General features: G+C 36.4%; 15 protein-coding genes. 2 read left to right on the top strand and 13 right to left on the bottom strand.

Annotation, left to right across the window (positions count from 1 at the left end):
• Window positions 1–142 precede the first annotated feature (142 nt).
• The 3 genes from MWU78_RS16335 to MWU78_RS16325 form a co-directional block, all read right to left on the bottom strand.
• The gene (locus MWU78_RS16335) at window positions 143–1114 is read right to left on the bottom strand and encodes a FecR domain-containing protein (RefSeq protein WP_246999666.1); all 972 of its coding nucleotides are present in this window, start codon (window positions 1112–1114) and stop codon (window positions 143–145) included.
• Window positions 1115–1181: 67 nt separating this feature from the next.
• Window positions 1182–1763, bottom strand: coding sequence for an RNA polymerase sigma-70 factor (locus MWU78_RS16330; protein ID WP_246999664.1), 582 nt, complete (start codon window positions 1761–1763; stop codon window positions 1182–1184).
• A gap of 600 nt (window positions 1764–2363) precedes the next feature.
• Window positions 2364–2897, bottom strand: a complete 534-nt coding sequence (locus tag MWU78_RS16325) for a hypothetical protein (RefSeq protein ID WP_246999661.1) — start codon at window positions 2895–2897, stop codon at window positions 2364–2366.
• A gap of 250 nt (window positions 2898–3147) precedes the next feature.
• Here MWU78_RS16325 and MWU78_RS16320 point away from each other — a divergent pair, with 250 nt between their 5' ends.
• A complete protein-coding gene (locus MWU78_RS16320) occupies window positions 3148–4110 on the top strand; it encodes a tRNA-dihydrouridine synthase family protein (protein WP_246999659.1) in 963 nt (320 codons plus the stop codon).
• 224 nt (window positions 4111–4334) lie between these two features.
• Here the strand turns inward: MWU78_RS16320 and MWU78_RS16315 are convergent, their stop codons facing one another.
• The 3 genes from MWU78_RS16315 to MWU78_RS16305 all read right to left on the bottom strand — a co-directional run bounded on the left by MWU78_RS16315 (window position 4335) and on the right by MWU78_RS16305 (window position 10727).
• Window positions 4335–5828, bottom strand: coding sequence for a SusD/RagB family nutrient-binding outer membrane lipoprotein (locus MWU78_RS16315; RefSeq protein WP_246999657.1), 1494 nt, complete (start codon window positions 5826–5828; stop codon window positions 4335–4337).
• A 14-nt stretch (window positions 5829–5842) separates the two neighbouring features.
• Window positions 5843–9442: a SusC/RagA family TonB-linked outer membrane protein gene (locus MWU78_RS16310; protein ID WP_246999655.1), complete on the bottom strand. Its 3600-nt coding sequence runs from the start codon at window positions 9440–9442 to the stop codon at window positions 5843–5845.
• A gap of 127 nt (window positions 9443–9569) precedes the next feature.
• On the bottom strand, window positions 9570–10727 hold the full coding sequence (locus MWU78_RS16305; RefSeq protein WP_246999653.1) for a FecR family protein: 1158 nt from the start codon (window positions 10725–10727) through the stop codon (window positions 9570–9572).
• Between the two features lie 164 nt (window positions 10728–10891).
• On the opposite strand from MWU78_RS16305, the gene MWU78_RS16300 reads away from it, so the two are divergent.
• Window positions 10892–11443, top strand: a complete 552-nt coding sequence (locus tag MWU78_RS16300) for an RNA polymerase sigma-70 factor (protein ID WP_246999651.1) — start codon at window positions 10892–10894, stop codon at window positions 11441–11443.
• A 117-nt stretch (window positions 11444–11560) separates the two neighbouring features.
• Here the strand turns inward: MWU78_RS16300 and MWU78_RS16295 are convergent, their stop codons facing one another.
• The 7 genes from MWU78_RS16295 to MWU78_RS16265 form a co-directional block, all read right to left on the bottom strand.
• Complete coding sequence (locus MWU78_RS16295; RefSeq protein ID WP_246999649.1) at window positions 11561–13177, bottom strand: glycoside hydrolase family 31 protein; 1617 nt, start codon at window positions 13175–13177, stop codon at window positions 11561–11563.
• Between the two features lie 160 nt (window positions 13178–13337).
• Window positions 13338–14951 (bottom strand): sulfatase, encoded by a 1614-nt coding sequence (locus MWU78_RS16290; protein ID WP_246999647.1) that lies wholly within the window; start codon window positions 14949–14951, stop codon window positions 13338–13340.
• Between the two features lie 207 nt (window positions 14952–15158).
• A complete protein-coding gene (locus tag MWU78_RS16285) occupies window positions 15159–16259 on the bottom strand; it encodes a DUF5009 domain-containing protein (RefSeq protein ID WP_246999645.1) in 1101 nt (366 codons plus the stop codon).
• A 453-nt stretch (window positions 16260–16712) separates the two neighbouring features.
• Window positions 16713–18383: a metallophosphoesterase gene (locus tag MWU78_RS16280; protein WP_246999643.1), complete on the bottom strand. Its 1671-nt coding sequence runs from the start codon at window positions 18381–18383 to the stop codon at window positions 16713–16715.
• A gap of 414 nt (window positions 18384–18797) precedes the next feature.
• Window positions 18798–20174: a glycoside hydrolase family 28 protein gene (locus MWU78_RS16275; protein ID WP_246999641.1), complete on the bottom strand. Its 1377-nt coding sequence runs from the start codon at window positions 20172–20174 to the stop codon at window positions 18798–18800.
• A 269-nt stretch (window positions 20175–20443) separates the two neighbouring features.
• Window positions 20444–21907, bottom strand: coding sequence for a beta-galactosidase (locus MWU78_RS16270; RefSeq protein WP_246999639.1), 1464 nt, complete (start codon window positions 21905–21907; stop codon window positions 20444–20446).
• A 72-nt stretch (window positions 21908–21979) separates the two neighbouring features.
• Complete coding sequence (locus MWU78_RS16265; RefSeq protein ID WP_246999637.1) at window positions 21980–23407, bottom strand: glycoside hydrolase family 27 protein; 1428 nt, start codon at window positions 23405–23407, stop codon at window positions 21980–21982.
• Window positions 23408–23655 lie beyond the last annotated feature (248 nt).

Genomic DNA, 23655 nt, shown 5'->3' with positions numbered 1-23655 from the left:
CTTCATAATTCTTAGAAATTGTTTTCTAAGCGAAAACACATTTTGTTCGCTTTTTTTCATAATTTTGAAATGTTTGGATATTAGTCAATAATTTTATTGATTGATATTATAAAAAGGGGATGCTGGAACATCCTCTTTTTTTTTATTCTTTCATATTCAGTATAATTTCATATTTTAATATTTTAAAATCAATTGGGGAGGATACCTTTAATAATTGAAGGGATTCCTCCAAACTCAAGTTGTCCAATGTTCCTGTGTATTCATATTCCAATAATTTAGATGATTTGATAATTATTTTTTTATTATGATTTCTCTCCAAATCCAGAGCAACCTGTTGCATAGGGGTATTTTTAAATACAAGGGTTCCTTTTTGCCAAGCAACTACATCCTCGGAAATTACTTTTCCGATTTTTATTTTATTTTTTGCTTTATTAAATACCGCTTGCTGGGAAGGCGCAAGAATAATAGGCTCTTCTTTTTCCCTTACCAGCTCTACTTTGCCAGTAATAAGGGTGGTTTCCGTTTGCGTATCATTAGGATATGACTTTACATTAAAAGTGGTGCCCAAAACTTTAACATTGTAATGTTCTGTCATCACTATAAATGGCCGCAGGGAATCGTGGACTATATCAAATGTTGCTTCCCCGATAAGGGAAACTTCCCTTGTTTCCTTTTTAAAATTTATCGGATATTCTATATAACTGTCAATATTTAATATTACGGTACTGCCATCGGGAAGTATAATTTTCTTTTTAGCCCCATTTTCTGAATGAGCAATTAGAATATCCTGATTTGCGTTGGATGAATTTTTCTGTTGGATGTTAAAGTGATCCTTATAAAAAGTAAAGCTGATAGATATTAATAGAACAACAATTGCTGCATAGGAAAGGGAACGGTACAGCCTTTTTAGATTTCGTTTTTTTTGGAATATGTTGAAAGCGGATACAGGCTCTTCTCTGGAAATGCTCTTTAAAGCACCGGCAACGTGCTTAGCTTTTAGTACATTGAACTTCTTCTGATTCCCACCACCCTTTTTTATCCAACGAAACACAAGCTCTTTCTCTTCTGGGCCAAGTTTGTTTTCCAGGTATTTTTGAAGTAAATCTTCTTGCATTTAGATAATGTCTTTATAATAAAGACGAAATAAATCCAACTACCCCCCAAGCGTAATGGGATTTTTTTTAAAATAAATTTAAATAATCCTGTAAATGAAAGCGCATATGTTTTATTGCCCGTCCTATGTGGTTCTCTACGGTTTTTACAGAAATGTGAAGTTTCTCCGAAATGTCTTTATGAGCCAAACCGTCTATCCTGCTTTTTACAAAAACATCTTTACATTTTTCAGGAAGAAGATCTATAGCATGCCTAATTTGCTCCGCCAATTCATCCACTATTATATCTGAAGCATCATTATCGGACAGTGCTTCATAATTTAACGCATCCTCTATTTGCTTATGGGAACCATGCAAGTCCAGTTTCCTCTTGCTCTTTCTCAAATAATCTAGACAACCATTTTTGACCATCTTAAAAAGATAGCCATTAATATTATTTGTTTTTATATTAATGCCCGATCTATTCTTCCATAATTTGATAAAAACTTCTTGAACTATTTCTTCTGCCTCCTCCTTGCTGGCTACATAATTATTAGCAATCAGCAAAAGTCTTGGATAGTATAATTTGAAAATAATATCAAATTCACCGTTGTTGTTAATATTTAATAAATAATTGGATTCGCCTTTAATATTTTCATTTTTCGGGGGCATGAATATAAGATTAGCCGTTAAATTTAACCTAAAAATAAAATTGAAAAAACTTTGGAGCCCAGAATAACGGATAACCATTTTTACACACATCAATATTATGCATAATACATTTTTTGATCTATTAATATTATAAATTAACAAGCTAAACTGTATTAGGAAAACATAAGGTTGGTCCTATCGGTTTTTAAGTTCCTCCTCTAGGTTTCCTTCCAGACCTAAGCCATATGTTCCCTATAAAGCTTGGTGACTTTCATAAACGATTTATTGGTTTTGATCACTTCGTGAAAACCATCAACCAATTATCCTATCTCTGCCCAGCTAAACAAAAAGATGGCTTCTATTCATAGTTTGAGCTAGGGCAAAAACACCTCCAATTGGCGTTCCTCTCCTACCACCAAGGGTTATATTAAAAGACCAACCTCTTTTTAGACTTTTATATACCAACTTATTTTCACGAAACCAGTAGCGGTGGTTATTTTTCCCGTTTTATTGACGAAATCCAGGCCTCGATTCTAAATACTATTGCTGATATATTGAACCTCTAAAACACAAAAAGTCCTGAATAAATCAGGACTCGTCGAATTGTGTGAATACTATATGTTAGTTTTTCTTATATATTTTTACCTCCACCTGTTGGGTGTCTTTGTTGTAATATTCTACCACAAAATCCCCATTAGTATTGAAACGACCAATACCGGAATGTGTTTCCCCTTCTACAATATAATAATCATCGTTACTTGAGGCCCATGATTTTGCACTTTCTATCGATGTGGCATTATCTGGATTAAAATTTATACCAAAACCTTTATCATTAGGAGAAAAGGCATACTTACCACCATCGGAAATAAAATATGTCTCTTTGGTTAAAAACTGATAACCAGTATTATCATCGTTATCAACATATACTTCTTTTTCTACTTTTGTATCCGATTTTACACGGTCTTGGTTGCTTTTATCCAACTTAATATCCGATGTTTCTTTAGTAACTACTTTTACACTCTTTGCGGATATTTTATTACCATGGTTTGTTTTCACAGTTGTTACTTCGGTCTCTTGTTTTACTTCCTTCGGATTTTCCTGAGCCAATAGTGTTCCAGAAATTAGAAGCACTGCACTAAATAATAAATTTTTCATTTGTTTATTTTTTAAATTTTTAGTGTTGCCGTTTTTCAGAGGCCAACATACAAAGGTGAGCTTATTCCCAAGTTCTCGCGTTACATAATTATTACCAAGTGTTGTATAATTCCACTATATTTTGCTAAACCATAGTTGATTGGAAAGGTAAAACTGGATGAACTCTATGGGCAGAAGCTATTTATTGATTTTAATCACTTAGTGAAAACCATCAACCAATTATCCTATCTTTGCCCAGCTAAACAAAAAGATGGCCTCTACCCTACTTTCATCACCCTTACAAGGATTTACCGATTTCAGGTTTCGCAATGCCTTCAATCATTACTTTGGGGGTATAGATACTTTTTATTCGCCCTACATTAGGCTAAATGGCAAGCTAAAGATTAAGCAATCCTATCAGAACGATATACTACCGGAAAACAACACCTCTTTAGAGGTGATTCCACAAATAATCACCAACGACCCAGAGGAGTTTGTTTTTGTTGCCAAATACGTGCAAACTTTAGGATATAAGGAATTGAATTGGAATTTAGGCTGTCCCTACCCTATGGTGGCCAAATCCGGAATGGGCTCCGGTCTAATCTGCAATCCTGATAGAATTAACGAGGTCTTGCACAGAGCACATAATGAAACGGATATTTTGGTATCGATGAAAATGAGGATGGGATACGAGAACCCGGAAGAAATTCTGGAGGCCTTTCTTATTTTAGATAAATACCCGCTTAAAAACATTGCTATCCACGCTCGAATTGGAAAGCAACTCTACAAAGGCCCTGTTGATCTGGCGGCATTCGAAAAATGCATTGGCAGCACCAAACACAAGTTGTACTATAACGGGGACATTACCAGCGTAGCCGCTTTTAAGGCTATGGAAAAACGCTTTCCCAGTATTGATCATTTTATGATCGGGCGCGGTTTGATTGCCGATCCTTTTTTGCCCAGTATGATAAAAAATAACACCACTGAATATCCCTCAAACCGATGGTCCATATTTTCGGAATTTCATGACACCATTTACCAGCAATATGACGAGTACCTGTCCGGGCCAACACCTATAAAGATGAAAATGCTAGGTTTTTGGGAGTTCTTTTCCCAATCTACCTCCAACCCCCAAAAAACATATAAAGCCATAAAAAAGGCTTCAAATCCTGTAAAATACAGACTTGCCGTGGATCAGATATTAAATGCGGAAATGAAAGTTAAAAGCACTTGAAAGGCTTTGTTATGAGATTTTAAAACTCACTTTGTTTCTAGTTGGTATTCCATATGTCCGTCCGTTGTCCTCTTCAATTCCAACACTATAGCAAAATTGGGGTAAAGTGCAGGCGTTAAGGGTTCTCAAAAAAATTAAGCATAAAAAAGGGAGGAAAATAATTTCCCTCCCCTATTTATAAAAAATAAATAACCTGTAAAGACTTTTAAGTAGGTTGGGCCAAGTTATTTTTTATCCCACCAAACTTTTGATACATAACTATCTCCATCACTTAGAGTAGATACTGCTGCATCATAATTATCCTTATTTACAAACTGTTCTTCGGATGAATAAATTAATCTCCTAGGAATCAGTTGAGCACCCCCTGCAAAAGGTCCAGGATTCAAAACAGGATATCCTGTTCTTCTCCATTCCGACCAAGCCTCTTGGTTCCTTCCAAATAAATGAATCCACTTTTGGGTCATTATTTTTTCCAATTTCTGCTCTTTGGTTCCAGTAAGTGAAAACTCTGCAGTAGCATAGGATACAGGTATGTCAGCTTCAGAAATATTAAAAGGTTCCATAGACATTGCTGCAATTACTCCTTGTTTGTAAAAGATTTCAGCATCTAAATCTGTAAAACCTCCCCAATTTTCCAGGGCAGCTTCAGCTTTAAAGAAACAGACTTCAGCATAACTAAATGCATACACCGGAATCTCATAACTATCATCAAAATAAATTGATGGTGTTGAAAACTGATTACGAATAATGCCCGAGTAGTAATTGTCAGTTTCAGCAACTTTTACCCCTTGATATTCAGGTAATTGACCAGCAACATTTGGTGCCGCTAAAAGTGGCAATCTTGGGTCCTCAGTCTCAACAAGCACATTGATAAACTTTTCGGCCAAATAAAACAAATCTGGACTACCTGACGAAAATTGACGTAGGTTAGGATTTCTATTGCTTGTAATATCATTACTTGTTGGCACTTTTGCATTCTCAGAATTACTGTCGATCAATAAACGGGACAAAGCACTTTCAACTGTAGTCTTAGATAATGCGGCATCTGCATATTTAATTCGCATACCTAATCTCAATTTAAGGGAATTTGCAAATTTTGTCCAAAGTGAAACATCTCCATTATAAAACAGGTCTGCATCTCCAAAAGATTCATCGGTGGCATTTAACTGTGCCACTGCAGAGTCAAGCTCAACAATCAAAGATTGATAGATGCTTTCTTGTGAATCATACTTGGGTTGCATAATTAGCTCATCAATGGGTTTTCCTGATTCAGTATATGGTATAGGACCAAATTTATCGGTCAGACCTTGCCAAGTATAGATCTCCATTATTTTCGCGATAGCGAGTTTGGTTCTACCTTTTGGATCCTCTTCCAAGCCTTCAAGTAGTTCATGTTTAATTAGAGCCAAACTTCTCAATTTATCATAACTATCAAAATCAAAAGGTTGTGCTATATACCTTGATTGGCCTAAAATTTGTCCTCCTGCCCAATGCTGGATCCATGACCCTTGAATGTTATTGGGTAGTTCTCCCAACTCATCCAAAACAATATTCTTTTGGACATCTGTAAGCAACAAACCGGGATCTACAGAAACTACCGATTTTGGCGGTGTATTAAGTTCTTCAAAATCACCAGTGCAACCAGACTGCAAGAATACAAAAGTTAAAAACACTGCAATTTGCAAGGTATTACTTACTATATTTTTATTATTATTCATAATTAAATGTGTTTTTAAAATCCTAAATTCAAGTTAATTCCAAAGGTTCTCAATAATGGAAGTGCCGTAGATTCCAGACCTACTGAAGAATTATTTACGTTAAACGCACTTGCTTCAGGAGCAAATCCGTCCGTGTGCCTTTCAAAATAGAAAAGGTTTCTGCCATAAATAGAGATTCCTATATTTTCAAAAGGAGTTTTTGAAAGTATCTTTCGTGGCAACTGGTAGCCCAAAGTCAATTCACGCATAGATATATAACTGGCATCCTGTAACATTTCCTCAGAAATAACATCTTCTTTAGAACTTGCCACTACATTCCAATAATCTTGTGCGTTTACTTGTTGCGTATTTGTTGCTCCTGTACTCACCCACTCACCGGAAACGTTCTTTTCTGCAATTACACCTTTGGCAACATAAGTACCATCTCTACCCTCAATAGTCTTATTGGTGGTACCATAAATAATTTCTTCACGTAAACTTTGTGAATATATTTGCCCCCCCTGCCTTATATCAACAAGTGCGGATAATGACAAATTTTTATATCTAAAAGTATTGGAAAAGCCGCCTGTCCAATCGGGCAACGCATTTCCAATTCGGTGCGGAGATTTATCAGCTGTTTTCAATGGTAGACCACTTGAAGGATCAATTAGAATATTACCCTCATTGTCTTTTAACCATGCAAAGCTTGTTCCATACATTTCACCAAATGCCTCACCTGGTATAGCCAGAATACTGATACCTCTATCCTCTCCAAGCAGAAAGGATTCTACACCATCGGCCAGGGTTACAACCTGATTTTTATTTTTTGCAAAAGTAAAAGATGTCTCCCAGCTAAAACCACTCTCAAATTTTACTGGCGTAGCAGTTAATAATACCTCTATCCCTTTATTGGTGATTTCCCCGGAATTGAACCTGAAATTATTATAATTAGTCGTTTCAGAAACAGGTACACTAACAATTTGATTTTTAGTACTTGCGGAATAATAGGTGAAATTAAGGCCCAAACGATTTTGGAAAAGGTTAAGGTCTGCCCCGAACTCATAAGAAGTAGTCAGCTCATTTTTTAAATTTGGATCCACAATCGTCTGCGAAAAAGTAGCTGTCGGATGACCCACAAAACTAGTACTTGCAACAGAATAGGCTCCCGTTAATTGATAAGGATCACCAGAATTTCCGGCTTGTGCAACGGATCCTCTTACTTTAAGAAAAGTTAAAAAAGGACTTGAAATATTTAAGGCATCACTAACTACTATACTAGTACTAACGGATGGGTAAAAGAACGAATTGTTATCTTTGGACAAAGTAGATGACCAGTCGTTTCTACCAGTAATATCCACATATAGATAATTCTTATAAGATATTTGAGCTAAACCATAAACCGATTGTATCTCAGATTCAACAAGATCATATATTGGGGTCACCTGCTCTGTGTTCTGAATTATAAAAAGGTCTGGTACTTTAAAACGCTCACCCGTATTTCCTACACGTCTAAAAAACTTGTTCTGAAGACTTGTACCAGCGCTAAATTCAATGTTAAAATCATTTATTGGATTGAGCTTAAAGGTAGCTAAAGCCTCAAAATTATTATCCTTTACCCTGTCTACAACTTCTACCATATCACCTCTTTGGTCTGAGGTTATTCGAGTACCGATAGCACGGTATTCATGTCTTTGAAAGGTATAACTATCTGTACCCCCTCTTAAATTAAGACTAATATTGTCTGTAAAGTTATAATTCAGATTCAAAGAAGCTAATATGCGATCTCTTTTATCAGAGTTATGTGTATTATTGATTGTCCAATATTGATTAGCCGTTGAACCATTGGTTGCATAGGTTTTTTCGTTTCCTGGGATTGCTCTACTTCCCACTCCTAACGCTCCAGCCAATTGCTCCTCTGTCCAAGTATAATCTTCAAGAGATGAAGCAGCGATGCTTCGTGGCTGGCTTATTAGCAAATATACCGGGTTCGCCGCAGCATCACTCAATTGGGGTCTATTAACGCCGGTTTGAATGGAATAGTTGATTTTGGCATCAAGTTTTAACTTCGGTGTAACTTGGGCGTTCACCCTCAAATTAAAAGTATTCCTTGTAATTTCATTGGTTGGAACATAGCCGTCAACTTCAAAATTTGAAAACGAAGAAAAATAAGTTACATCCTCATTACCTCCCGTTAAACTAACAGTATTATTTTGTGTTATCTGGGGTTGAAAGTATTCTTGAAAAGTATTGGGCTGGGCAACATATGGAAGCACATTACCGAATTGATCTTCATACAATTCGTTATTATATGCTGCTCCCCAACTTCCTCTTGTTAGCCTATCTCTTCCTGCGCTAGCTTTAGGTATACCTGTATAGCCTCCAGAGATTGCATCGGACATACTATATATAGTACCATCTTCCGCCCTAAGGTGTGTAAAGTCACCATTTAATCCTTGTCCATAGGTATCTTGAAAATCTGGCAATACCGCAGCGTCTCCAATTGAAAAGGCACTATTTATGGTTACACCTATTCCTTTTCTAGACTTCCCTGATTTGGTAGTTATCAAGATAACACCATTACTTCCTCTTTGCCCGTATAATGAGGCGGCGTTAGGCCCTTTTAAAACCGAAATACTTTTTATATCATCTTGATTGATACTTGAAATACCATCTCCGTAATCAGTACCTCCCCACTTATCGGCCTCATCTCTGACATCATTATTCAATGGTATACCATCGACTACATATAACGGTTGACCGTTACCAACCAATGAATTATTACCACGAATAATAACCTTTGAAGAGCCACCTATCCCCGATGCGGATTGAGATATATTAACACCTGCAACCTTTCCGGATAGTGCATTGGCCACATTATAAGCTCCCGTTTTTTCTAGTTCACCTACCTGAGAAACAGAATAACCTACCGATTTCTCATCACGGGTAATTCCCAATGCCGTTACCACAACTTCATCCAACTTGGCAGAATCTTCAACCAAGGTCACTTGAAGAACCGATTGGCCGTTTATGGGAACTTCTTTATTGGTAAATCCAATATAAGAAATCACTAAAATGGCATTTTCATTTTCCATAACAATGGAAAAATTACCATCAAAATCCGCTTGTGTACCATTCGTGGTTCCCTTTTCAAGAATATTGGCACCAGGTAATGGGGTACCATTTTCATCGGTAACTGTTCCCGTAACAATGTTTTGCTTCTCCAATTCCTCCTTCAACCCAAAGGTTGAAGATTCCATTAATTGTACTTTGGGTTTTTCTTTCTTTAAGACAATCTGTCTATCAATAATTACGAAGGAAATGTTAGTACCTTTGAACAAATCGGTCAATATTTTATCGATTCGTTCCTTGTTGACATGAACAGAAACTAACATTCCTTTGTCTATCACATCCTGGTTGCCCAAAAACTTAAATTCACTTTTAGCTTCAATTTCATTGAATACAGTCATAATACTTACTGATTCCAAGTCCAATGAAATTTTGGTATTTTGGGAGTAGGTACTAGCTTCTATTCTAAAAAGGGTTAATATTAAAAAAAGAGTAGTCAACTTCATTTTTAAACTGATATTGGGAAATAATTGACATATTATCCCCAAACGAGTAATTTTTTTATTCATACTTTTGTATACGTTTTTGTGGTTATTAAATTAATCACCTATTATAATCGGGATATGTTAGAGCATATTCCGATTTTTTTAGTTTAAGGTGAGACTAAAAAAAAAATTCAATCATAGGCATCCGGTTTTATGGTTTGTTAATTATAATTTCATTCTCTACCCTAGTATATGAAAAGGGAATACTATTCTGAAAATAGGTCATTACCTGCTCGATAGTTTCAGTATCGAACTTCGCAAAAAATTGTTGACTATTTAAAAAATCATAATTATTGGTAATTGAGACATCGTAATGCCGCTCCAATACTTTTATAATTTCAGGAAATGGTCTTATCTTGAATATAATTTGTCCATTGACCCATGAGGTATATTCATTGACATCAACCATATTGATAGCCATATTGTTTTCTGATTTTTTCCAAGAAGCTATATGACCAGGGGCTAATAAATATTTGTCTTTATTATCTTGATCTTTACCAACATGATACAATTCAACAGAGCCTTCGACTAGGACAGTGCTTATACTTTCATCGTTGTTATAGGAGCTAACATTAAACTTGGTACCCAGTACACGGATGTCTATATCATCGGCGTTGATAATAAAGGGGTTGCTCTTATCTTCCGTCACTTCAAAAAAGGCCTCCCCCTCCAAGAACACTTTTCTATCCTGATTTTTTAAAAATCTAATGGGATACTTAAAACGGGTGCCAGCATTAATATGGACTATGGTGCTATCCGAAAGAATCAATTTCATTTTCTTCCCATTCGGCACAACCAATTCGTTGTAAGCCAGGATTTCATCAACTTGATTGTACACATTTGTAGACCCTACATTTTTATAATCCAAATTACCTCCATTTTGACGGCCAATGACTTTACCTTTACTATCAACAATTTCAACACTACCATCTTCCTTAATTACTTGAATATTTCCATTCTCCTGTTTTATAGTAATGGCGTTGGCATCAATATAGGTTTCATCCGAAGAGCCTAGAGTTAAATACATAATATAACCTAACCCCAACAGTGCAATTAGAACAGCGGCACTTTGGTACCATTTGAAAATTGAACGCCTTGTATTAATGCTATGGCCGTCCAGTTTAGTCAACAGCAAGGAATACTCCATTTCCAAATCCACCTCTTGTAGGCCCAAATTTAAATGATAATGGTTCTCAACCATGGCTTTAAACTTGGTTTGGTTTTTTTCTTTTTCCAACCAAACCATAAGTCTTTCCATTTCTACACCATCAATGGTATCACCTAAATATTTGTTTATTATTTTTCTCAATTTGGTTTCTCTTAATTTTTAACACATTAAATGGCACATTCATAGCATGAACGCATAGAAAGCAAAAAACCCTTAAAAAAATTATTTTTTTTTAAAGTTTGTAACTAACCAGCTATCTTTACCCACCAACCCCCCTTATATACTGAGGAGACTTTTTATCATATATGCCGCAGCAGAAAGATGTCTTTAAAATAGTATTTGATCAACTTTATGGGCCATTACTAGCGTATACTAAAACACTTACCAACAATCACGACCAGGCAAAGGATATAGTCCAAAATTGTTTTATTAGTTTATGGCAGAAACGTCCTGACTTACTCGAAAGCCCATCTTTAAAGAACTTTCTATTCACTAGCGCCTATAATTCCTTTATAGACCTATATCGAAAAAATCAACGCACAAATAAAATCCTGGATGAGCTGAAATATAGCATGGCGAAGGAAAATATAATCGAAGAAGACAGCAACCTTGACTTTAAGATTAAGAGATTAAAACTAGTTATTGCCCAATTGCCACCCAAGTGTCAGGAGATATTACTACTCAATAAAAGGGATGGTATAAAATACAAGGAAATAGCAATAAGAATGGCAATTTCTGAAAAGACGGTAGAAAGTCAAATGCGCATTGCATTTAAAAAGATTAGGAAGGAATTTAGAAATGAAAAGCAATTTTTTATGGTAATTATTAATGACGTTTCTAAGTATATAGGAGAGTAGCGCTTCAATTAAATAAAAAAAAAGGAACAATAGTTTCCCATTGTTCCCCATTCGATTAAACTAACTCAACTCAAATTTTACACTTTATAAGAAAGCCATAGCTTACTTATTAAGGTATTATTTTTTGGTAAAATAGGGCAAACGACTCAAAGGAACATCAATCTCAATGGTGCGGCCTCCTCTAAAAGTTTCACCGTTCTCCGCTTTCCATTTTCCTTTGGGTAGAACTACTTTTCGTTTTCTTTCTCCCTTTTTGATTACCGGGGTAACCAATATATGGTCTCCAAGCATGAATTGGTCTTTTATGGTTTCATATCCGCTATTTGGATATGCTAAGGCCATAGGCTTTACTATAGGCTCTCCGGTTCTTGAAGCTTCTTCCGCCAATTCTTGTATTAAACTTCCCATTTTGGCATGCAAAAGGGAGGCTTCAAGACATAACTGATTATTTTCTTCGGACAAAACTCGCCATGGTGCCACAGAGAACTGCATCATTGGCATTAAAGCATGAACCTGAGCCGAACGTACCACCAACTCCTGGTCAATTGTTGTGGAATTTTCAAAAGACTGGTGCTCTCCTCCACCGATCATATCAGGACAGGTATATGCATATCCCATTAAACTTTGGGACATCAAATCAGGAATAAGCTTTTCGAGGTCGTTCCAACTATGGTTCTTGTCCCTCAATCGCTGCGCCAAAGGTAAACCTGCCATTTTCCACGACGCTCGATATTCATTTAAAGGAAATTGTAATCCTAATTTTGCAAAGTAAGTAGTATGATCATTAGGGTTGATTTCTGGTACAAAAGATATAATATCATCGGTATAAAAATCAGCGTCGCCCGCGTCAAATTTAAAACCATCCACACCGTATTCATCCATTAAGAATTTTAGCCTTTGCTCAAACCAGTCTTGGGTCCTAGGATTACTTAAATCCAAGCAGGCACTTGCCCCATTCCACCATCTAATAATTGCTGCTTTGTTTTCTGTATTGGCCCAGAGTACCTCTTGTGTTCTATCGGCATCCAATAACAGCATTCCTTCTTTGGCCAAATGTCTGAAAATTTCTGTGTCCGCGCTTACAAAAGGGCAAACCCATAGCATAACCTTGAATCCCATACCATGTAACTTTTTGATCATTCCTTTAGGGTCTTTGAATCTACGCGGTGAAAATTCCCAAGTGCCATAACTTTCCTGCCAATTGTCATCTATCATTAACACCCCCGGTGGGTAACCCTTATCAATTATTGCTTGGGCATATTTTAAAATATCATCCTCATTTTGGTTATAGATCAACTCTATCCAAGTGTTGTATTGAGGTTTCGTAAACAAAAGCTTTTCGGGCGTTTTGCCGTTTGGAGGAAAAAAATTGGACACGGCGAAATTGTAGGCATCCCGTAAATTTTCACCAGCACTTCCAGATTGGATTTCCCCGCTTCTTGTGGTGACCGTTATCTTTCCTTTATCAAAGACATACTTTATTGGAGATTCACTCCAAACGTATCTGCCTTTACTGGATAACAACAATGGTTGCGCTTGATTTCCTTTGTTATCTCCCCAAAGGTCATGACTCTCAATAGTTTCTGAATCATAAGGAGTGTTATGGCCAATAGCACTAAGTCCACCCCACCAATATTCATCTTGTAGTATTGCTATCTCTACTTTTTCCTTATTCTGGGAATATGTCTTATAGGTTGTTATTAGTAATAGTGAAATTAATAGTAATTTTTTCATAGTCTTTTATTCTTGTTTTTCAATTTTAACAAATAGGTGAAATTATATTATCCAATATGGATTTAATTAGGTAACAATATATTTTTGAGGTTCTGATATTTAATGAAATTCGTTAGGCTTATCAATTTTAAATCATTGCTTTAAAGAAGAAATCGGTCTATCAGTCATTTATGTCTTCAAAGTCCATATCCTCAAAGTCAGAAGGGTTGACCCAACTCGTGCCAAGTTCTTCACCGTCTAAATATCTTTCGTAAAAATTAACCCCTTTTGAATCGGCATATACATAGTTGTCGAATATTTGTCCATTTCCCAATATTCTCGGGTCTTCTTGTCTTTTTAGCTCATCTGTCATAAGCATTTTCAATTCCTCTGCTTTTTTGGAATAATCAGGATTGTCAAAAATATTCACCATACATTCAGGGTCTTGTTTTATATTATACAGTTCAAACTCCGGTCTTTTTCCAAAACTTGAATCCCAGTAATGGAATGTTTCAGGGTTTTTCCTTAATGCCAACAATTCTGTTTTAGTAGGAGAACCATCACAATTTAAATATCCGGTAATAGGATTTCCGGCTGGCCAACGGGAAGTTTCAAAATTTTGAATAAAGAGGAAGTCTCCCTTGACAATTCCACGGATAGGATAACCCCAATCATTAGGTCTACCAACATCATGTCTCTCTTTTCCTAATAAAACGAAGTCATCTCTTGAATTGTCTATATTTTTTGATTTGGTAGAATTGAAGATGGGTATTAAACTTTTACCTATAATTGGCTTCATCTCATTTTTGGAAGGCTCTACATTGGCCAATTCTAAAAAGGTGGGGGCGAAATCTGCAAAGGATACCATATCATTTATAGTACGCCCAGGAGATTTTATTCCGTTTTTCCACATAACAGCCAATGGCAGGTGACTGGAAAGTTCATATTCCTGGCCTTTCACTCTTGGAAAAGGCATTCCATTATCTGAAGTTACAATTATGACGGTATTGTCCAATTCTTCTCTATCTTCCAAAGTTTTCAACATTTTGCCCAATTGATGGTCAAAATATTCAATTTCATAGGCATAATCCAACAGATCTCCCCTTACTGTCTCGTTATCTGGCCAAAACGAATAGACTTTGTCAATTTCTTCAAGTTTTTTACCTCCCAGTTTGATACCGATTCCTTTATCGTAAGCTCTATGGGGTTCCTGTGATCCAAACCAGAAGCAGAATGGAGAACCTTCCTTATTATCAGATAGAAAGTCCGAAAAATTAGCGGCATAATCATTTGTTGAAATAAAATCACCAGGGGGATCTGTACGTTTTTCATTGTATGGTTTTCCAACTAAAAAACGTTCACTACCATTTTCGCTTTTTGCTATACCTGGTGCCCATCCTTTATCCGTATAACCAACGTGATACCCGTTATCTTCCAATACTTCGGCATAGGTCTTGAATTTTGTTGGGAAATATCCCCAATGATTTGCTGCCTCCTCCAATTGCCAGGAATTTCTGCCAGTTAATATTATCGACCTCGAGGGAGCACATTTGGGATTCGGTGTATATGCCTTGGAAAACAGAAGGCCTTCTTTGGCTACCCTGTCAAAATTCGGTGTTTTTATCCAATCGCATCCGTAAATCCCCATATGTTCATATGTAGCATCATCCATAATAGCAAACAGGATGTTTGGCCTACTGGGTTCAATCTCTATATTTTTATTTTTACAGGAAATCAATAAAATAATTGTCAAAATGTAAACAATTGATTGAGCGGGTTTTTGAATTTTTTTCATAATCTCTATTTTGGTAAATTGAACATTTGAAAGAATATTAACATTAGATAATTTTTTTAGCCTACCAAGGCTTGTCACTTTATTATTATCGTCGCAAAGTATAAACCGGGTTTTCACCATTTCTAATCCTTGGTGTGGACAAACAAATTCATTTTAAAAAAATGGATTCCCCATGATGGTTATTCTATTATGCGGATTTTTAAATTATTATATTTTGATGAAAAGTTTCCGTTTATACATCCAATAACAAATGTACCATAGCCCAAAAGCTACAAATAAGGAAGTACTTATATTTGTACCCAATTCCCCTGTCCATCCAAACAATGCTGTTGAAAATGGCTTTATAATTCGCCCTAGAAGATCGGCTCCACCCACACTCGCGAAAATATAAATAAACAAAGGGTTCATTCCAACCACTGCAAAAAACTGTACCCCTCTATGCACTTTCATCATATCAATTAACCAGAAAGAGGCCGCAAGAGCTAGCAAAGCCCATCCCCCACTTACAAGTACAAAGGATGTTGTTGCAATTCGTTTTATGATCGGTGTTATTGGATCTAGGCCATAACCAATAATTAATCCGGTTACACCTGCAATAACTAAATATAGAAGTTTTTGTTTGTTTGTTCTTTTTCCCATCAGTAGACTGCCTGCCAACACGCCCCAAATTGTATGTGCAGAAGTTGGGATTGCATTAAAGGTAACCCAATGTCCAGGTGACAATTGTCCTGAAATCAACATATCTAACCATGATCCAAAATTTTGGTCGGAAACAAATGGTTGGTCAAATCCCTCAACCCAAAAACTTCGGTATATAATCTCTGTTAGAACCAACAGTCCAAGGGAAACAGCAATTTGCGTTATGGCAGGTTTTCGCATTAAAAGAAAGGCCACAATAATTGTAACAGAAAGTTGTGCCAAGACATTTTGAAAACGAAAAACCACTCCATCAGGAATACAATTTAATGCCCAACCCAATATAAGAAGGAGTAGGCAGCGCTTTAGTATATGTTTCAATATGGATTTATAACTATCTCCTTTGCTCATTCTTTTGAAGAATGATAAAGGCATTGCTACCCCCACAATAAACATGAAAAACGGTTGTATTAAATCCCAAAACCTCAAGCCATGCCAGGGATGATGATGAAACTGATGGCCAATATTATAAATAAATGTGCCCTCAAGTTGGGGTGAGGTAAGGTGATCAAACAGAAGAGTAAACTCTACGATCAATAAAAACATTGTAAATCCCCTAAAAAAATCAAGTGATAGTAATCTAGATTGTTTTGCGTCTTTTTGTGCGGTCATAGAGTAATAATTAAATATAAATAGATAGATATTAAAATGGTATAATATGATGAAGACTTGAAAGTATTACTTCTATCCTTCATTTTTTTTTTGATTTTTTAATTTCAATTTTCTCGATCAAATCAGCATCATAATTAATTTCATTAGCCTAATAGAAATAATTTTTGGAACTCTTATAAGACTATAGTTGTATTTGCATTCATTTCTTATAAAAAGCCTTCAGGGGTGTACACAATTTCGTTCCCTTCATTTGTTATTTGCCGCACCAACCGCTAACAACAAACCTTTGTCTATTTAATGTGCCCTGTTTCCTTGCATTTCCATTGCGAATGGCGTTCTAGACAATTCAAGGAAGCATTAAACGTCCTTTTTCATTTTCAAAATTCAAGAAATAAAAAGTTTGTAATTTAACTTCTGATACGAAGTACACCGATTGTTAATCAATTAGCAAAATCATTCTATGATCAAGGATTCGTTATACGTTTTTTTGTTTGTAATGACCTCAATAACATACAGCCCTTGTGGCATCTTGCCGATATTGATAGTTTTCTTTCTACTTTTCTTTACCAATTTTCCAATGTTGTTATAGAATTTCACTTTCTTTAGCCGTTCTTTTTTATCTAATTTGAGCTTGACCAAATTATTGTCTGAATCATAAAATAGCCCTGCACTTTTTTGCCCTTTTCCGTTTGCATTTGCTTTAAGGGTGATACCTGTTTTGTTGATAGTGAAATAATCATCGATCTCATCTGTTTCCCTTATAAACTTCACGATCAGGTTTTGTCCGCCCATTCCATCATCTTCTATTTCCATAACACATGAACCTAGTTTATTTAAGGATATAAACATAGCTTGGTGATTTAGATCGCCTCCAGATATTTGACCTGCGGACCCGGTAGTTATGTATACGGCACCTTCTGTAGCTTCACTGGTTTTTTGGTATGCCCCATCGCTATCCTCCTTACCGTCCCCATTTCCTGTTGCCCCTACGGTATGGCCGCCATTCGAAATTTCGTCCGGGTTGAAAGTATGGGCAAAACCTTGATGTCCCTTCAAGAAATAAGAGCGTTCATAGGAGTGGCTATGTCCATTTAAAACAAGGTCTACCCCGTTGGCTTCCAACATGGGCATAAAGTTTTCCCTCATTTCAATAGGTCGATGGTCAACATCGGAGTCATGTGACCCTTTGGAGTATGCCGGATGATGAAACAGGGTTACGATCCAATCTTGTGAGGTGTTTTGAATATCGGTCTGTGCCCAATTGTACATAGGGCCTCCGACTGTGCGACTCGTGTGATGGGAGTCCAGTATTATAAAGTGGATATTGGCATAATCAAAGGAATAATAGGCCTCTGTTCCCGATGGAGTTCCTCCAGCTTCTCCAGCAGTTGGGAACGTAAATATATCGTAATACGGACCTGATTGTGTGTCGGAATCTGCAGAATCGCCATCATGGTTCCCTATACAGGACCATGCCACGGATTTTTTGAACATATCGTCGTAAACATCAAAAAAAGCATTTTGATATTCTGCATCCTGTCCCGTGTTATAGGCATTATCCCCTAAAAACAACATCATATCCGTTTTGCCTTGGTTTGTTGGGGCAGTAGCAACGTAATCGTAGTACGCATCACGAACATCCCTTTGGCTACTATTTCCCGTTCCTGGATCGCCCAAAATCCATGCACGCACATATTGTTTGGTGCCCGCAGTAGGTGCTGTAATTACGTACATATCGCCAGTAACGCTTTCGGACAGGACCTCTGTTCGGTTGCCTATATTGAAATAATATTTTGTATTGGGAACTAATCCGGATACGGTAACTTCGTGTTCTGTAATTAAATCAGAGCTTGTTACATTTTTGGACATAGCACCTAATTTGGTACCATAATTGACAACTGATTCGGTTGCTGTATCCGTTCGCCATCTTACAATAACGCTGGTTGGTGTGCCACTCTGTAAATATGGACCTCTTTCAACCAATATCGAAGGAGATTTCTGTGTTAGATCAACCATATTGGTTGCCACGGCAGCACCGACATCGGGAATTTCTACAACGGAGGTTTGGGCAAATGAATACACCGAACATAAGGTCACTAGCAAAAAGGTACTTTGTTTAATCATAATTTTTGTTTGTTAATGAAGCTTTACAAGCATTTTATTTATTTTTTTAATTTTACAGTTTCTGAGTAACAAATACTCGGTATTCTAATTAATACTTAATACTTGGACAATCTGGGCCCCAACACGGACCATATCACCTTCAACAATAGAAAATACACTGTTATCTACACCAGACCTGTCTTTTACAAATTCAAATTCACTTTGGTCAATATTTCTTAGGTTGGGCATCTAAACCATAAACCGAGGAATTACTTGAATTTTGTTTCCGGTATATTTGGGAAAGGCATGTTCAACGGTATATGGCTCTATTGTCTCCTGGCAATCAATTATTTTTCTAATTCCAAATAACTATACATAGATGTCCAAATAGTCAAATATGAATAGTAATTTGTTAAAAATATGGTTCAGAATCTCTTATTCAACCCAATTAAAACCTTCAATATTCTCATGTATTATCTTTTTATTATGAATCGAATCAACTCTCACATTTTTTAATATCACCGTTTGAACAGGAAGCTCTTTCTGCCCCAAAATCTTAGAAATAAACTGTGCATCCGACACCTGAATATTTTCGATAAAAATACTTTCTATTGAAGTTAGCTTGCGCTCATAGGTGGGAACTAAATCACGCCATTGATATAACACATCTGTTTCAATCCCAAGTATCCCACCTTTTATATGATCGGCCTTAATGTTACTTACAAATATATTTTTAACAAAACCGCCCCTACGTTCATTGGTTTTTATAAATACCAAGTGATCCATTGAAGACATTGCTTCTTCGGTAACAATACAATTATCCACAAAAATATTTTCAATTCCGCCAGACAATTCGCTTCCAATTGCCAGTAGCTCGTGACCATTTTTTACAATGCAGTTTCGTATAACAATATTTTTTGATGGTGTATTTAGGCGCCATGAATCTTGATTCCGGCCTGATTTTACCGCTATTGCATCATCGCCCTGATCAAAAGTGCAATTCTCAATTAAAATATTTTGGCTCATTTCTGGATCTACCCCATCGTTATTATGCCCGTGTGCCTTTACTTTTACATCCCTTATTACAATATCTTTCGAAAGGAAAGGATGAATTACCCAGAATGGACTATCCTGAATTGAAATACCTTCCACCAAAATATTCTCACAGCGGTTAAATTGAATAAAATGTGGGCGGAAATTGGCATTGTCACCAACCATTTGACGCCCTTTAACGGGAACGCCTTTTGCCCCCATATGATACAATCGGACAAGTCCATCCATATGAGCTTTTGGGCGTTTGAACCATTCGGTCCACACATCCATTTTAGCTTTTAATATACCCTTACCGGTTATGGCTATATTCTTGCATTGGAAAGCATAAATTAATGGTGAATAGTTGTAGCATTCCAATCCTTCCCAAGTTGATGAAACTGCAGGTAAATAATCCTCCGGATTATCTGAAAACAAAAGAACGGCCTCGTCATTTAGATGTAGATTGACATTACTTTTAAAATGAATTTTTCCCGTAGACCACACTCCTTTAGGAATGACCACAATTCCTCCTCCAATTTTGTTTGCTTGAAAAATTGCGTCGGCAATAGCTTTTGTTGTTTTGTCTTGATCTCCCTGTACTGCACCAAAACTGGTTATTAAAAACTCCTTACAATTACTAAAATCGGGTATCTTAATGGTTGGCATTTCAAAAGGTGCCTTAATATTTATTTCGGTAATTTTCAAAGAATGGTCTTCTTCTGTACATGAAATAAAAAAACTAGTAAGCAGCAGTATTAAAAACGAAAATTTAATTTTCATATTGATTAAAATTTAGAATTCTTAATTATTAATTGTCCAAACGAATAACAACTATCAATATCTTTTCCCATTCCGGAATTAGTCAAAACATTATCAACCTTTATAGGCCGGGACCTGATTAATTGTTGTGCGGACAATTCGGTAGCAAACAATAATACCCCACAAAACACAAATATGTAATTTTTAATTCTTGTCATTTAATACTATTTACAGTTTTAACCTTGTCCCCCCCGTTTCATAAATTCCACTTAAAAAATTGTATTCATGGTTCAAAAAGAAAGATTTTGAATCACAAAATAATCGTTGTTTTTTATATTGGTAGTTAATCCAATATCAACCGGATCTCCTGAATTTTTATCAAAAAGCTGAATGGCTAATTGGTAATTTCCGTTAGGATCTACAGGTAGAGCGGCCTTATATTTTAAGGTTGTTTTCTCCAAAGGCATCAAGTCTTTATTTCCTGAATCCTGAATTACAAATTCGATAGTTTCATTTGAATTATCCTCTGGAATTAATTTTCCCTTTAATTGATATACAGAATATGCTGGTGCAACACCTTTATTTTCCCATGTGATCTCAAATGATAATTCACCATCGACATAATTTGTAGTATAAATAGATTGAGGGAAATACCAATACCCACTAAGATTGAGTAACTCTAATGTTAATTCCGGATTGTCAGCTAACCATTCCCTCAAATAACCATGAAACCCAATGTAAGTAGGGTGTATTAATTTCATTGCATTTCTGAATATTTCAGCACCACTTACTTTTTCTCCTGGAATAACGCCAGCACCATTTTGACCAATCCAGTTTCCATCCTTTTTTACTGTAGCATAATGTTCCGACTCAAAAATAGTGGGCCTGGTCTTGTACACCTCCTCGAAAAAATGCGGGTGACTAACGCTCCATGTATCCCTGTAATCTTCTATATAACTTTCTACCATCGGACTATCGTCACGTATTGTAAATCCTTTTTCTTTGGCAAAGATCAACAACTCAATAACATCTTTTTCAGACTTGCCATATTTGAGCAAATCGTCCGCAACAACCAATAATGAATTTTGGTAATGTTTTAAAAATAAATTCAAATGTGATTTGATCTCTTCCTTGGAAGGAGGAATACGTGTAGAATAATAAGTATGACCTTCACCCCACTCACCAATACTTCCCACATCAATGTATCTAACCCAAGGTTTACCATCATATTTTTGTGCAAAAGCCCTATGGAAATTATCCAATTTCTCTAGGTAGATCGGATTGCCCCATTCGGGAGTCCATGAGGCTGATCCATACTCAGGACGCTCTATGCCGGTTGCACCGGCTTCTTTCACCCAATAAGGTGTAGCAAACCTTATTCCATCTACTTCGATAGGAACACTGCCGGGAGCCCCCCCTGTTTCTTTACAGGTGATACGAAAAGAAATCTTATACCCCATTGGTACGTATTTCTCCACTATATCATCAATATAGGACCAGTCATATTTCCCTTCTTCCGGTTCAAGAAAAGCCCATGCCAGACGAAGATACAGATGGTCCATTCCAATAAATGTGGTTAGATCATTTTCATCCTGAACAAGGTAGCTTTCAATACCGTTATCCAGCATATGATGATACCAACCTTTATCTGGATTAACAAGCGGGCGAAGGGTATCCCATTTGTTTACAAGATCTGTTTTTTGAGGTCTAAAGTTCTGCTTTATCGAACAAGAGAAAACGAGTGCGACAGACATAAAAAAAACTAATTTATTCATCAATTTATATAATTTTTACCTCGGGGCTTTTATTGGGCGTTACGAAATAGTTTATTTAATAGTTGATAATTCCGAATACTCCAAAAAAACTACACCGTTGGCAGGAACAAAGAACTTATAATCACTGTCAATTATAAATTCAGAATCATTCCATATGTCTTTCAATTTAAAGGCATTTGTGTTTTCAACCACGTTGTAACTATCCTTGAATTCAGTAAATCCAAGATCATACTTTGATAATTTAACCTTCCGGTCTGTGGTGGTTCGATTAAAAATTCCGACCCAACCTTTTCCAGGGTCTTCTTTGTTAGGTGTTAACCAAACATCAAGATTACCAGCACGATAAATATTTACACCCATTACACCATTTTGGTTACAAGCAAGCATGTTTTTATTTGTAAGCAAGGAATACGAAAAATCATCCATCGTTAGCAAGTCGCCACCTATAAATAATGGGGACGCGGCGAGTGCCCTTTGTGTTATAAATGTTTTCATTTGATCCTGTGTAAAAAGGCTTTGTCTACTTTTTGCTTCTTCAGGTATGTCTTCCAAAAAATCAGGAGATTCTACACATAATCTACCGAACGGGATCATATCCAGGTCGGGCCAAAAATCATTCCCTTCCAAACCGAAAAACTTTTCCCAAGCATAAAACCCTTTTTCAATGCTTAACATGTTATCCCATATATCCGCCGTAATACGCAACATGTTAGCTTTTTTGTAATAAGGTAAATTATCCATGGAATTAACATCGCCGGGCGAAAGACTGTACATCATCTTATGCCCACCATTTTCTATGGCCTTGGCAATTGCCATAATTTCTTTTGGATTTGGTACCATATCATCGACTTTGATATAGTCAACGCCCCACGATGCTAATTTATCTATCAATGAATTATAGTATTCCTGTGCTCCGGGTTTACTCATGTCAACGCCATAATTCTTATCGCTCCACACACATATACTTGTTGTGTCTGCTATGTCCCTTGCTCTATATCGTGTCCCTTTTATCGGCAGATTCTTTTCCACTGCTACTTTTGGGATTCCCCGGATAATCCAAACACCAAACTTTAAGCCCTTTTCATGGGCATGATCGGCCAATGGTTTTATTCCACTTGGGAAATACGCTTTGGAAGGTTCTGGTAAACCATATCCATCAATTGCGAGACCTAATCTTTTTTTAGGATAATAGGTTCCCTTATAAAGTTCAACATTATCATACCATCCGGCATCAATTACAAAATATTCATACCCAAAAGGCTTGTATTTATCCGCCATTATATCGATCATGGCGTTTGCTTTCTCCTCGCTCAGAAAAACCAAATAACTATCAAAACTATTAAATCCAAGAGGAGGAGTTGGAGCTAAATCCGAGATTGAATTCCCCTTCCCCTTTGGCTCTTGTGAACTTAAAGGAGAGTACGTCAACACAAAAGACACTAATAGGAATACGGTGAATATAGATTTAGATTTGTTCATGGGTTTAAATAAATTCAAGATTAGCTTATAAGCAGTTTTAAAACAGCTTTCATTCAATTATCGATAATTTCATTTTTAACTTTTATTCGTAACTGAGAATATTACTTTTCAGCAGGCCTTGTTGATGTTTCCCTCTTTCGGGTTCTCCCGTAAATACTTTTTATGCCAAAGCGTTAATCCATAGTAGTATTTATAGTATGCTATGTGATATTAAGGGATACCGGAATCATATTCAGTTCCAAAAATCC

Origin of the sequence: Arenibacter sp. F26102 (assembly GCF_023015865.1) — a bacterium.
In the GTDB taxonomy this organism is placed as follows: Bacteria; Bacteroidota; Bacteroidia; order Flavobacteriales; family Flavobacteriaceae; genus Arenibacter.
Note: the sequence above shows the minus strand (reverse complement) of the source record. Positions and strands in the feature narration are given on the sequence as shown.